Here is a 13,839-nt window from a genome sequence, read left to right as displayed (position 1 = left end):
TTTGTCAACCCCATTAGAGAAAATCCTCTAACGGGATCAAGATTTATAAACTCAAACAGTATAATATTTGGCTAATTTTAGCCTCGAAATTTAACAAAAGTGGAAAAAATCAATCTCGGATTCCGCAACCTCATCTCAGAAGCATTACCAAAACACGGAAATGAGCTGACTGAAAACACGTTTTCAGCCCTGAGTAACGGAACTCTGCAATCATTAATCATCAGTAATATCCTCACCTCCCCCTCATTTGATCACAGGGCGCTTTTTTGGTTAACCAAGGATTCAGGACAATCGGAGACAATTAGGGTAATGCTGAATTTTTGGTTGAAATCATTTGCATTTGATACGCGCGAGGTTTATGTTTGGGACAATCAAAATGAAACAGAAAAGACCAAAATACTTTGGTCACTACTTACTCAAAAACCGGTGATTGTTTTATGCTCGATATCCGGATTGGAAGAGATTGTAGCTGACCCGAAAGATTTTGAAAATCATCAGATTAATATCTTAAAAGACAGCACTATCCCGACAACCGACCTGGCAAAAAAATTAGTTGAATTAGGATATGTAAAAGAAAATTTCGCGTCTGCACCTTTGATGTTCAGTCAAAAAGGTGGCACGTTAAATATTTTTTCACCTCAATATCCATTGCCGGTAAAAATAGATTTTGAAGGAGAAATAGTGGAAAATATTTCTTTCTACGACCCGGCTGATAAAAAAAGTAAAGGGGGTGTTGACTCTGTATCAATCCTTGGTAATTTTCCTGTTTCCCGATTTGAACATTCAATATTGGAATACGTTTCCATGCATAATTCTCTAAGTATCGTATATATGGATCCCGTTGAGCTTGAGGAATTTTCATACGATTGGAAAAGAATCGATAAAAAATTATACCCCCACCCCAGAATTGTTTTTGAATCCTTTCCGAAAGATGCTAAGGAAATAATTATTGATTTTAAAAGCGCCCCTCTCTTCCATCATAATCTGGAAAAATTTGTTATAGAAGTCACTGAATTAGCAAGGAATAAATATTCAATATTTATTGCAACTTCAAAAAAGCCGGAACTGGAAAATGTAATTAAGAAATTAGGTCCGTTAAGAAAAAGTATTAATTTTATCAATGCCGCGCCTCCATTATTGGAAGGTTTTACCCTGCCGTTACACAGAATCGCTTTTTTTACTGATCAGGAAATCTTCGGTTATTCAAATGGGGAACAAAAAATCAAGGCATCAAGCATTGATCATAAATTTTTGGCGGAATTGAAAGCCGGGGATATCGTTGTTCATCTGGACCATGGCATCGCTCGGTTTCGCGGTATGGTAAAAAAAGAAATAGAAGGGATGCTCCGGGAATTTTTCTATCTGGAATATGATCACGGTGACAAGCTGTTCGTCCCCATCTACCAGGCAGAAAAACTGAATAAATATATCGGCAAGCAGAATCCCCCCTTACACCGGCTTGGTAGCGGGAATTGGAAAGAAGTGTGTTTAAGAATAAAACGTGATTCATTAAAACTAGCAAGACAACTTTTAGAAACATCAACACTAAGAACACAATCGGAAACAATCCCGTTAAAAAAAGAAACTGCGGATGAAAGAAAACTGGCTAATACTTTTGAGTTTGAAATGACAGCTGATCAAAAACGCTCAATTGATGAAATAAATAGTGATCTGGCAAAAAATGTTCCCATGGACCGTCTGGTTTGCGGAGATGTAGGATTTGGCAAAACGGAAGTCGCAATCAGAGCGGCATTTAAAACAGTGATGAACGGCATGCAGGTCGCGCTACTTTCCCCCACTACCATTCTGACTCAACAGCATTATGATACATTTAAAGAACGGCTGGAGCATTTTGGCATCAACATCGCTTTGCTCAGCCGGCTAAAAACATCGAAAGAACAGAAAGAAATCGTAGAACAGCTGAATAATAATCAAATTGATATTGTTATTGGAACCCATCGGCTGCTTTCCAAAGATATTCGATTCAAAAATCTTGGGTTGATTATTGTGGATGAAGAACAGCGTTTCGGTGTTGAACATAAAGAAAAATTAAAAAGACTGAAAAGTAATGTTCACATTTTAACCCTGACTGCCACACCCATACCCCGCACACTAAACTTTGCCCTGTCGGGATTAAAAGATATTAGTACCATTGAAACCGCACCCCCTGGGCGACTGCCGATCGAAACGATTATCCGTCCGGCTCAGGATGAATTGATAATTGACGCAATCCAATCGGAATTAAAGCGCAATGGCCAGGTTTATTTTCTCCATAATCAAGTAGAAACAATCGAAGCCAAAGCAAAACAAATTAAAAAACTGGCGCCCGGAGCCAGAATCGGAATTGTACACGGGCAAATGGAAGAACATGCGATGATGAATGTCATGGAAAGTTTTGATAACGGAGAAATCGATGTTTTAGTTTCAACTACAATAATTGAAAACGGGTTAGACCTGCCGAATGCCAATACATTAATTGTGGAGGATGCAACTAACTTCGGCTTGTCACAGCTATATCAATTAAGAGGAAGGATCGGCCGTGCCGACCGGCAGGCCTTTGCCTATTTCTTGTACAAAAGTAAACAACTTACCCCGGACGCAAAAAAAAGACTGATTGCACTGATGGAGGCAAAAGAACTCGGCAGTGGATTCCAACTTGCTCTGCGTGACCTGGAAATCCGCGGTACCGGCAATCTTTTAGGAAAACAACAACACGGAAAAATAAATGCAATCGGCCTGAATTTATATTTGAATCTGATCCAGCAATCAGCAGAAGAAATCAAAACAGGAAAGATCGCGGAACCGGTCAGAGATGTCAGTATTGATCTCCCGATTTCCGCATTAATCCCCACATCAATGGAACCACGCGAAGAAAAGAGGCTGCATTGGTATCAAAAATTATCTGCCACGCGCGATATAAAAGAATTACACAAATTGGCCAATCAGTTTTCCTTGATGACAAAAGCACCGGAAGAATACAGGAACCTCATCTCTCTATTAGAAATAAAAGTACTAGCCCAGAAAAGCAGTGTAACAAGCATAGATACCACTTTTGTAACTGACTCGGAAGAAGTAGCCAGAAAAAGAATTGTCTTTAAATTTAATAAAAGTTTAGTACCGACCCAAATTGAACAGTTATTTACCGTCAGTGACCAATGGTCACTTGGTGAGTTTACGGTTAAGATTGATCTCGATGCACTTGCAAAAGACTGGTTGAAAGATATTAAGAAGTGTGTTAGTATTCTCTAAGAAAGAAAAACAGGGCGTCCAAACACTATTGGCCCTGTTATTTTTGTTCCAGAAACCGCACTGCGGTCTTGGAGACAAATTCCGGCTGATACAGCCGATGAGCATTGCGGTAAACGGTTTCGGGCTGACCGGTCAGCCCTTTTGCGCGACCAACTTCGGTGATTGCTTCGCGCAGAGTAGTGCCGTCTACCGTAAACGTCTCTCCGCCAAGAACCCTGATCTCCCACCGGAAGATCTCCTTTTCCTGAGGTTCGGACACGGCAGGAAACAGTTCCGGCTGGTCCGCAGGATGACTGGTATGAGGCATGTTCCCCTCTTTCGACGTGGGAGTAAAGCTCCCGGTCAAGGTGGAAAATCAATGAGCAAAACCATTCACCAACCTTTCACTGCTATCGGGGTACCCGATAACAGAAAAAACTTAACATCTACGCATTAACCTGTCAAACATAATGGATCAAATATTCTGGAATAGCTTTAACTGCATCCCGCAGGTCGGACCACGGACTTTTAAAAAGCTGATTGCCGGTTTTGGCAATATGGAAAATGCATGGAAAGCTACATATCTTGAATTATGTGCATGTGGCGTACTGCCAAAAATTGCGCAGATAATTGTGGAAAAAAGATGTCTGATTAACCCGACCAAGGAGTGGGAAAAACTGGAAAAGCACGGCGTGAAAATGATTACCTTAGAAAGCCAAGCATATCCCAATCTTTTGAAAGAAATATCCAGTCCACCAGCTGTGTTGTATTGGAAAGGTAACCGGGACGCGTTAAATAAATTAACAATCGCCATTGTCGGTACCCGCAACCCTACCGCTTACGGTCGGGAAGTTGCAAAAGACATTGCGGGTAATCTTGCCCAGGAAAAAATTTGTATTGCCTCCGGGATGGCTTTGGGCATTGATGGGATTGTACATCAGGCGGTATTAGATAATGACGGGACAACCGTGGCTGTTTTAGGCTCGGGACTGGATATATTGCACCCCCAGACTCATACAATCCTTGCGCATGAGATTATTGAAAAAAATGGCATGATCATTTCCGAATTTCCGCTTGGCACTGCCCCGCTAAAATATCATTTCCCGATCAGAAACAGAATAATTTCCGGATTAAGTAAGGGCTGTGTAGTGATAGAGGCGGGTCAAAAAAGCGGGGCATTAATTACAGCACGATTCGCCCTTGAACAGAATCGGGAGGTTTTTGCCGTACCCGGCAGTATCTATCAAAAAAGTTCTGTTGGTCCGAATAACCTGATTAAAATGGGTGCAAGAGTGGTAACCAGTTCAGACGACATTTTGGAAACATTAAATATTTCAGCAAAAATTACCAGGCAGGTGAAAAGCGATGTAATAGCCGATAATCCGGAAGAGGCTAAAATATTCTCTGCTATTTCATCTGAACCGACTCACATTGACGATATCGTTACGCAAAGCGGACTTAGCGCGACAGTAACAAGCTCCACCCTGACATTAATGGAAATGAAGGGAAAGGTAAGAAATATCGGCGGAATGAATTACGTTATTGCTAAATAGATCTTCCCACCGAAAACAGAATTATGGCGGGAATATTTGACAGTAATCTCATTTGCGGTTATATATAGAAGTATTGTAAAAATTCTTTATTTTTTATGACAAAAAAACTAGTCATCGTTGAGTCACCTACGAAATCAAAAACAGTTACTAAACTTTTAGGTGATCATTCAGAATACACCGTTAAGGCCAGTGTCGGTCATATTCGCGATATTCCGAAAAGTAATAAGCAGGCAATCGATATTGAGGCGGGATTTGTGCCAAGGTATGAGATTTCGGCAGATAAAAGAGTAATTGTGGCGGAATTGCGAAAGATTGCGAAAGTGTCGGATGAGATTTTGCTGGCAACTGACCCTGACCGTGAAGGAGAGGCTATTGCCTGGCATATAGCCGAGGTACTGAATAGTGACGGAAATAGTAAAAAAATCAAACGAATTGTATTTCACGAAATTACCCAGTCAGCAATAGACGAAGCGATCGCTAATCCGAGGGAGATCGATCAGAATCTGCGTATTGCACAGGAAGCACGCAGGGTACTAGACAGGCTGGTTGGTTATGATCTGAGCGGATTAATCTGGAAAAAGGTTAGATATGGTTTGTCAGCAGGGAGAGTTCAATCCCCCGCCTTGCGGATTTTGGTTGAGCGAGAGAGACTGATCCAGAAATTTGTGCCGGAGACCTATTGGCAGATAACTGCTGATTTGGTAACTAAAGAAAATATTAAAATACAATTCAATTGTTCTGTCGAACCAAAAGACATCAAAGAAGTTGACAGTATTATTGAACAAGGCAAAAAAGGCGCCTGGCAGGTTATTGAAATGAAAGAAAATGAAGCAAAGCGGAGTCCGCGCGCACCTTTTACAACTTCTACCCTGCAACAAACCGCCAGTTCACGTTTTGGTTTTACTCCATCGCGTACGATGAGTACTGCTCAGAGGCTTTATGAAGCTGGATACATCACCTACATGCGTACCGACAGTACCAATCTGAGTAAAGAATCACTCGGCAACATCACGAGGACCATAACTAAAGAGTATGGTGATAAATTAGTCCAGGTCAGAGTATTCAAAACCAAAAGTAAAAATGCGCAGGAAGCGCACGAAGCGATCAGACCGTCAGATTTTTCCAAAAAAACTGCCGGCGCCACTGATGATCAGAAAAAACTTTACCAGCTGATTTGGCAAAGAACCATGGCGAGCCAAATGATTGACGCATTGCTATTGAAAACAAAGATCACTGCAAATATCACAAATGGCAGTATACCTGATTTTGCTGTCAACGGAACACATATTATTAATCCCGGATGGCTTCTGGCTGATCCGACAGCGCGTAATGAAGAGGTGGATCTGCCGAAATTGAAAGTTGCAGATCCCCTGACTTTAGATCAAATAAATTCGCTCGAAAAGCAAACACAACCGCTACCCAGATACACTGAAGCCGGCCTGGTTAAAGAACTGGAAAAACGAGGAATCGGACGACCGAGCACTTACGCGTCAATTATTAATACGATAATTTCCCGAGGATATGTTGAAAAAGAAGGCCGTGCTTTAAAACCGACCGATACCGGCGAAGTGGTCAGCAAATTCCTGGAGGACAATTTTGCAAATTATATTAGCGATTCATTTACCGCTGAAATGGAAGATGAATTGGATGAAATCGCCCAGGGTAAAAGAGATTATGTAAAAACCCTCAAAGATTTTTATGGACCTTTTTCCAAAGACGTGAAAGCAAAAGATAAAATAGCAAAAATAACCAACCTCGGTAAAGCGGATAAAGATATCAAGTGCCCGAAATGCCAGTCTGAAATGATAATCAAACTCGGACGCTCCGGAAAATTTTTAAGCTGTGCCAAGTTTCCCGATTGCAGTGGTAGCAGGACAATCGACGGCAAGGAAATGCAGGGTCCGAAAGAAACCGGTGATCCGTGTCCGGAATGTAAGGACGGTAAACAGGTGGAACGCGAAGGAAAGTACGGATTATTTATCTCCTGTTCTAATTATCCGAAATGCAAATACATCAAGAACAGTGAAAACGGCCAGAATTCCACTGGAGTTAAATGTACTGTATGCAAAGACGGTGAAATGGTGGAAAAAAGAGGGCGGTTCGGAAAATTTTACAGCTGTTCTAATTATCCGAAATGCAAACACGCCATCAAGGCCAAACCGACCGGAAGATTTTGTGAATATACCAGAGAAACGGGAGTATGCGGTGCTCTAATGATGGAGGGAACAAAAACGATCCCGGAAAGGTGCAGTGATAAAACCTGCCCGAACCATAACCCACATAAACTGACAAAATAACATGGATAATACAGAGCCTAAAATTGAAGAAATTTGCGACCGATGCGGGAAAACGATGGTTTTAAGATCCGGCAGATACGGTGAGTTTCTGGCATGTACCGGTTATCCTGACTGCAAAAATACGATTAATATTGTCCGAGAAGGAGTTAAGCAAGAAATGCATGAGGACCGGTTAATCGGTGATGATCCGGAAACAAAAAAACCGGTTTACCTGAAAGAAGGACGTTATGGCACATATATTCAGCTGGGAGATTCAGAAAAGGGCAGAAAACCAAAAACAGCATCACTACTTAGGGGAATGGATGCTAAAAAATTAAATCTTGATACGGCCCTGGAACTTTTGACTTTACCGAAAACTCTGGGCACAGCTGATGATGGTGAAATTATTACAGTATCCAACGGAAAATTCGGACCTTACATCAAAGCGGGAAAAGAAACCCGCAGTCTCCCGTCAAACCTGTCACCATTAAAAATCACGCTGGATGAGGCAAGAGACCTACTGAAGGGTGACAAGCTCAGGCCGGGCGGTAAATCTGCGGTGATCAATCTGGGACAGGATGAGGAGCGAAATGACATTATTATCAAAGAAGGAAAATTCGGACCATATATTACGAACGGTAAAATAAATGTATCCGTTCCTAAAACAATTACCAGCGATTCCGTCACGCTGGAAGATGCGATTGCTATGCTTGAAAAAAAGGCTAAAAAAATCAAATAAATATTCTTATTAAAGAAGAGCGAAATGCTCTTCTTTTGATTTACGCTTGATTGTTGGGTGATTGTATTCTAAACTGGAAATATATTTCGACCCCCCCCAATGACTATACAACAATTACTGAATAAAATAGCGAAGAAAAACCCCAAAATGGATCTGGACATGATTCGTTTGGCTTATGATTATGCCAAAGAGGCCCACAAGGGGCAGAAAAGACGCTCTGGAGAGGATTATATACAACATCCGCTCCATACAGCCAGCAATTTAGTAGATATGGGGTTGGACGAAAAAATTATTATTGCCGGATTATTGCACGACGTTCCGGAAGATACCGATTTAACAATTGAAGATATCAGAAAAGAATTCGGCAAAGACATCGCAACTTTGGTTGCGGGGATCACCAAACTCGGTAAAATAAAATACCGCGGTATGCAAAGATATGTGGAGAATCTCAGAAAAATGTTCCTGGCCATGGCCAAAGATGTCAGAATAATTCTGATCAAATTTGCCGACCGCATGCATAATTTAGAAACACTGGATGCCCTACCGGAAGAAAAGCGGAGGAGAATTGCCATGGAAACCCTGGAGATTTATTCCCCGATCGCCAACAGACTCGGTATGGGCGAAATAAAAGGTATGCTTGAGGATCTATCATTTCCCCATGTCCTACCGGAGGAATATGCCTGGCTGATGAAAGAAACAAAAGGAAGAATTGTAAAACAAGAGAAATATTTAGAAGAGGTCATAAAAGAAATTAAAGTAATATTAAGAAAAGAGGGAATCGAATCCTTATCGATCCATGGCCGTACTAAATATCTGTATAGCTTGTATAAAAAACTGCTGATGAAGGATAAGGATTTCAGTAAAATATACGATCTTGTAGCGTTGCGTATAATCGTACCGACAATCAGCGACTGCTATGCCACCCTTGGAATCATCCATAAATACTGGAAGCCTCTAACAGGCAGAATTAAAGACTATATTGCCACGCCAAAACCGAACGGTTATCAATCACTGCACACCACAGTTTTTTGTTTAAACGGCAAACTGGTGGAGTTTCAGATTCGGACTCCCGAAATGCATGAATTTGCTGAATACGGAATTGCCGCCCATTGGCATTATTCTGAATCAGGAAAAACAAAAAATGGCCGGGGAATTACGATTGATTCCCCCAACTGGATAAAAGATCTCGTTACTATACAAAAAGAGTCAAAAGACAAAACTCATTTCTTGGAAGCGATAAAAGTAGATATTTTTCAAAACAGAATTTTTGTTTTTACACCCAAAGGAGATGTAATTGATTTACCGGAAGATTCGACGCCAGTTGATTTTGCATTTACTATCCACACAGATGTCGGGATTAAATGTATTGGCACAAGAATAAACGAAAAAATAGCGAGTCTGGATACGACATTGAAAAGCGGCGATATGGTAGAAATAATTATTGATAAAAATCGTAAAAAGCCGAGCACCGACTGGCTCAGCTTCGTTAAAACAAATATCGCGCGGGAAAAGATCAGGTACTACAGCAGGCAAAATTAGCAGCCTGCTATTCCCCTTCCTTTAATTTAGACAATTTTTCTTTTATAATTTCATTATCCGGATTTGTACTAAGCACCATTTCTAACTCAGTAATGGCGTTTTCTTTATCCCCTAGTTGTTCATATACTACCGCTAGCCAGAAATGGGCGTTGGCATGGTCTGGTTGCAGGGAAATTATTATCTGTAATTGCTCTTTAGCTTTATCTAACTCATTCAAAGCAATCAAATCAACAGCAAATTCTTCGCGTAATGAGAGATTGTAAGGATTACGATTGACCGACTCGGTAAGAATATCAACAGCATCCTGAGTTTTATCCTGGAGTTTTAATGTTTTCGCCAGTATCAATTCCGCTTCCCAAAAATCATTTCTCAAACCAATTGACTCACGGGCATATTGCTCGGATGCTAACAGTAAAGTGTTTATTTCCTCCTCAATTTCAGGAGTAATGCTGTCCGATTGACCCAAAGTTTCCGCGCTGGCGAGATAAACCTTGGCAACGTTATAAATCAAACTTGCATTGTTCGGGTCAAGTAAAATTGCTTTTTTGTAAGTATCAAAAACATCTGTGACTGACACCGGACCGTTCAGATTGTTAATTATCCGGTAGATCTCCGCGCTTTGCTCAATAACCGAAACATTCTTCGGTGCCCGCTTTATTGCAAGATCAACCTCGGATTTTGCATCAGCCAGATATTGCATCGCGCTGACACTACTCGAATCCAAACTGCTTGTTAAGACATATTGTTCAGCCAGGGTAAGATGATACTGGGAATTCCATGGCGTCTGTTTCACGGAATTTTCCAAATACTTGTTAACCGTACTGATATCTTTTGAATTTTTTGCTTCAATTTCTGCCCGAGCAAAATTGTTTTCACTAGCCAGGATCCTCACGCCAAAATAAAGAAATGAGACAGAACCGACCAATAGCAGCGCCAAGATGAAGGAAAGCGCGAAATTTCCCAAAGAAGATTTTTGGAAATCAATCTTTTTCGATTTTGTAGAAACAATGCTTGCACTTAAAGCTAATAATATCCAAAATAACAGATATGTCGCACTGCTGAAATGATGGAAAAAAGTGGAAATAAACAGCACTAATAACGCAGTCATAATTGTCACCATGTAAAACCAGGATTCATCCGGCTGTTTTGCCTGAAACACCTTTTTACCTATTTGAATCAACGACCAAATAAACAATCCGATAAATAGAATTGTCACAAAAAATCCCGTGGTAGCAAAAATCTGGAATAGTTCATTATAAGAGCGATCAAACCGAAGTTGCCATAACAATGAATTATTGAAATCATCCGGCCGGAATTTCGTAAAATCATGCAAAAAAGTCTCCGGACCAGAACCGAACAGGAACATTTGCATACCGCCGGTTTTCGTAATTTGCCAGGCGGTCTGGAAATCCAGCTTAACGTCCTGAGGTGCGACAACTGCCGTAATCGCCGAAGTATTGAAAAACAGAAAGCCGATTGCAATGACTAAAAGAACGGTTGGAATGATAATTATAGCTGTCTTTAGTTTCCTGGATTGCATGGATAACAGGACCAGCCAACTGAACATGCCGACAATCAGTAAATACCAACCCAGTTGTTTATCCAGAAAGAATAATGTCGCAAATGCCAGGACCAAAACTACTTCACTTAATATCCGGTCGATTTTTTTTGCGCTTTTAACCAAAAATCCGAAGGCAATCATGAATAATACAACCAGGTAAATCACAAATATTGAAACGGAATTAGCAACTAAGTTAAATGCGTTGTTTTGGGCAAAATCATAGGTGAATATATTCACACCAAAAAGCTGAGACAAATTGAAAATTAATACAAAAAGTCCGGAGAATAAAAATGCGCGGATTAACTCCCAAGCATCTTTTACGTCACGAACAGAATTTACAATCAAAAAATAGAAAATTATGCCGAATAAAACACTGATAAAACTGCCGTGGGACAAGCCGTCGCCGGTGAAACTAATAAATCGATCCACGGAAAACAGGGTGGCAAGCAGATACAGCAGACCAAAAATCAGCACAAATAAATTAAGTGGGCTTTGTTGTAAAACAACTTTTTTTTCTAACATTATTCTAACTAACCATGCCGAAGTCGCGACAATAACCAGAATTCCAAATAAAAATAGCTTCGGAAATTCCAGCACGGTATCAGTATTTGGGAAAAATATTAATGGGAATAAAAAGACAATCGCATAAAGGCAGTTATGAATCACTTTTTCTGCCAGATTCTTTTTCTTAGTTATCGGATTTTTTACGATTTTTAACCACATAAATTTTTATTTTATACAATTTTATTAATTAGTGAATCTAGCTCGTCGGAAGAATAGTATTCTATAACTATCTTCCCACCCCTGCCATGCTGTTCGATTCTTACTTTCGTCGAAAGTGCCGACCTGAGCTTTTCCTCTTTTTCCTGGAGATCAAAATCAATTGTTTTGCTTTTCTTGGAAGGCTTGATAGCATGAACAACCCGTGTCGCTTCCTGCACGTTCAATCCCCCTCTTAATATTTTTTTAAAAGTGTTTATCTGGTCTTTTTCGGAATCTAAAGATAATATCACCTTTGCGTGGCCTAAAGTTATCTTCCGATCAATCAATGCCTGTTGCACTTCCGCAGGCAGTTCAAGAATTCTCAAAAGATTAGCCACAGTGGCACGATTTTTGCCAACCCGCTTTGCCATTTGCTCCTGGGTCAAGCTGAACTCATGCATTAATCTCAAATAGGCAAGCGCTTCCTCTATCGGATTCAAATCCTGCCTTTGAATATTCTCAATCAAAGAGACCTCCAGCTTTTGTTGCTGAGAAACGTTACGTAAAACAGTCGGTACTGTTTTCAAGCCAACGACCTTAGCAGCCCGCAGTCTTCTTTCACCGGCAATCAGCTGATATTGCTCACCATCTTTAGTGACGACTAACGGTTGGATTATTCCGTGTTCCCTAATTGACTCAACTAGCTCTTGTTCCGCGTGTGCGTCAAAGTATGTGCGCGGTTGCATCGGATTAACCTGAATCTCATCAATCGACAACTCATGGATTGATTCTTCTTTCGCACCGGCCAACTGCGCGGTGGTGACACCCGCCACCTGCTTGATCGGAATCAGTGCGGCTAACCCTTTGCCCAGACTATGGTTGTGTTTCATTATTTAAATTTATTAATTTTCTGTATCAATAATTTCACGCGCCAAACGCTCATAAGCTTTCGCGCCTTTTGATTTTGGATCGTAGGTTAGAATTGACTCACCAAAAGACGGGGCTTCCGCCAGTCTTACATTACGCGGTATAACCGAGCGGAATATTTTATCCGGGAAGAATTTGTATAATTCGTTCATTACCTCCTGAGACAACTGATATCTCCGGTCATACATTGTTAAGACCGCACCCAATATTTTTAAATCCGGTTTCAGATTCTCCTTAATCAAATTCACGGTATTAAGCAGATGGCCCAATCCTTCCAGCGCATAGTATTCACTTTGGACCGGGATTAATATTTCATCGGCTGCCACCAACCCGTTAATAGTCAAAAGACCCAGACTTGGTGGACAATCAATTATTATGTAATCAAAATCGTGCTTTATCTCCATCAAACTATTATGCAACCGGTACTCTCTCTGCTCAAAAGGCACCAGTTCAATATTGGCACCGGCTAGTGACATGGTTGCCGGAGCTACTTTGTATCCATCAATTTGAGTATGTTGCGTGATATCCCGAAAAGAAGCTTGGTTGATAATTGCTTCATAAACACCTTTTTGGACCTTTCTCATTTCGACTCCCACACCTGAAGATGCATTACCCTGCGGATCAATATCCACCAACAAAACAAAACGGCCCATTTGCGCCAGATATGCTCCGAGATTGACCGCAGTGGTTGTTTTACCAACACCACCTTTCTGATTTACTAACGAAATAATTCGAGCCATTAAAAGATACTCTTTATTGTTATATAACTTTTATATTATACCAATTTTTACAGATATTGCCACTACCAATTAAACCAGTTGACCCCGTTAGAGAGTTTTTCTCTAACGAGGTTGACAGGAAAGCTGTATTCCATTTAGACTAGTGTATGAGATAAAGATATTTGTAATATCTGTTTCAAATCAAGCCGGGATGGCGGAACTGCCATGAACCACTAAAGGGTTCATGGCTATCACGTACCCTGTGTGGTACGAGATGGCGGAAATTACTATTTACTAATCATTGTTATTTAATAATCCGTAATACAATATCAACATGTTTTCTGTTTATATTTTGCTTTTATCCAATAAGCAACTTTATGCAGGTATTACTAATAACCTTGAAAGACGTTTAAAAGAACATAGGCAGGGTAAAAGCACTTTTACTAAACATAGATTACCTGTTAAGATTATTTTCTATGAAATGTTCAATAATAAAGAAGATGCTGAAAAAAGAGAACGCTACTTTAAAACCAGTAAAGGAAAGAAATCATTAAGAGCATTGCTCAGAAACACATTATCGAACATATAGTAAATC

General features: G+C 40.5%; 10 protein-coding genes. 6 read left to right on the top strand and 4 right to left on the bottom strand.

The genetic code is table 11. The features are described 5' to 3' along the window. Window positions 1-99 precede the first annotated feature (99 nt). Complete coding sequence (gene mfd, locus WCW66_02350; GenBank protein ID MFA6391581.1) at window positions 100-3,249, top strand: transcription-repair coupling factor; 3,150 nt, start codon at window positions 100-102, stop codon at window positions 3,247-3,249. 37 nt (window positions 3,250-3,286) lie between these two features. Here mfd and WCW66_02345 read toward each other — a convergent pair whose 3' ends face one another. After that, complete coding sequence (locus WCW66_02345) at window positions 3,287-3,556, bottom strand: hypothetical protein (protein MFA6391580.1); 270 nt, start codon at window positions 3,554-3,556, stop codon at window positions 3,287-3,289. A 142-nt stretch (window positions 3,557-3,698) separates the two neighbouring features. Between WCW66_02345 and dprA the strand changes: the two genes are divergently transcribed. The 4 genes from dprA (at window position 3,699) to WCW66_02325 (ending at window position 9,335) form a co-directional block, all read left to right on the top strand. Beyond that, window positions 3,699-4,781 carry a DNA-processing protein DprA gene (gene dprA, locus WCW66_02340; protein ID MFA6391579.1) on the top strand — a complete coding sequence of 361 codons (1,083 nt, stop codon included), beginning with the start codon at window positions 3,699-3,701 and terminating at the stop codon, window positions 4,779-4,781. 95 nt (window positions 4,782-4,876) lie between these two features. Then, the gene (gene topA / locus WCW66_02335; GenBank protein ID MFA6391578.1) at window positions 4,877-7,078 is read left to right on the top strand and encodes a type I DNA topoisomerase; all 2,202 of its coding nucleotides are present in this window, start codon (window positions 4,877-4,879) and stop codon (window positions 7,076-7,078) included. A 1-nt stretch (window position 7,079) separates the two neighbouring features. Continuing rightward, a complete protein-coding gene (locus WCW66_02330; protein MFA6391577.1) occupies window positions 7,080-7,796 on the top strand; it encodes a topoisomerase C-terminal repeat-containing protein in 717 nt (238 codons plus the stop codon). A 99-nt stretch (window positions 7,797-7,895) separates the two neighbouring features. Beyond that, a complete protein-coding gene (locus WCW66_02325) occupies window positions 7,896-9,335 on the top strand; it encodes a RelA/SpoT family protein (protein MFA6391576.1) in 1,440 nt (479 codons plus the stop codon). 7 nt (window positions 9,336-9,342) lie between these two features. Here WCW66_02325 and WCW66_02320 read toward each other — a convergent pair whose 3' ends face one another. From WCW66_02320 to WCW66_02310, 3 genes are read right to left on the bottom strand one after another with little or no spacing between them, the layout of a single operon-like run. Continuing rightward, entirely contained in the window at window positions 9,343-11,619 is a 2,277-nt protein-coding gene (locus WCW66_02320; GenBank protein ID MFA6391575.1) for a tetratricopeptide repeat protein, read from the bottom strand. A gap of 11 nt (window positions 11,620-11,630) precedes the next feature. Beyond that, window positions 11,631-12,488, bottom strand: coding sequence for a ParB/RepB/Spo0J family partition protein (locus WCW66_02315; protein MFA6391574.1), 858 nt, complete (start codon window positions 12,486-12,488; stop codon window positions 11,631-11,633). A 12-nt stretch (window positions 12,489-12,500) separates the two neighbouring features. Next, entirely contained in the window at window positions 12,501-13,265 is a 765-nt protein-coding gene (locus WCW66_02310) for an AAA family ATPase (GenBank protein ID MFA6391573.1), read from the bottom strand. 313 nt (window positions 13,266-13,578) lie between these two features. Here WCW66_02310 and WCW66_02305 point away from each other — a divergent pair, with 313 nt between their 5' ends. Continuing rightward, complete coding sequence (locus WCW66_02305) at window positions 13,579-13,833, top strand: GIY-YIG nuclease family protein (GenBank protein MFA6391572.1); 255 nt, start codon at window positions 13,579-13,581, stop codon at window positions 13,831-13,833. Window positions 13,834-13,839: the final 6 nt, after the last annotated feature.

The organism is Patescibacteria group bacterium, assembly GCA_041664365.1.
In the GTDB taxonomy this organism is placed as follows: Bacteria; Patescibacteriota; Patescibacteriia; order UM-FILTER-42-10; family UM-FILTER-42-10; genus JAHJEX01.
This window is presented reverse-complemented; position numbering and strand designations above follow the sequence as displayed.

Excerpts from the sequence above, each read along its gene's own strand:
- WCW66_02345 (MFA6391580.1), bottom strand. The coding sequence starts at position 3,556 with ATGCCTCATACCAGTCATCCTGCGGACCAGCCGGAACTGTTTCCTGCC.
- dprA (MFA6391579.1), top strand. The coding sequence starts at position 3,699 with ATGGATCAAATATTCTGGAATAGCTTTAACTGCATCCCGCAGGTCGGA.
- topA (MFA6391578.1), top strand. The coding sequence starts at position 4,877 with ATGACAAAAAAACTAGTCATCGTTGAGTCACCTACGAAATCAAAAACA.
- WCW66_02330 (MFA6391577.1), top strand. The coding sequence starts at position 7,080 with ATGGATAATACAGAGCCTAAAATTGAAGAAATTTGCGACCGATGCGGG.
- WCW66_02325 (MFA6391576.1), top strand. The coding sequence starts at position 7,896 with ATGACTATACAACAATTACTGAATAAAATAGCGAAGAAAAACCCCAAA.
- WCW66_02320 (MFA6391575.1), bottom strand. The coding sequence starts at position 11,619 with ATGTGGTTAAAAATCGTAAAAAATCCGATAACTAAGAAAAAGAATCTG.
- WCW66_02315 (MFA6391574.1), bottom strand. The coding sequence starts at position 12,488 with ATGAAACACAACCATAGTCTGGGCAAAGGGTTAGCCGCACTGATTCCG.
- WCW66_02310 (MFA6391573.1), bottom strand. The coding sequence starts at position 13,265 with ATGGCTCGAATTATTTCGTTAGTAAATCAGAAAGGTGGTGTTGGTAAA.
- WCW66_02305 (MFA6391572.1), top strand. The coding sequence starts at position 13,579 with ATGTTTTCTGTTTATATTTTGCTTTTATCCAATAAGCAACTTTATGCA.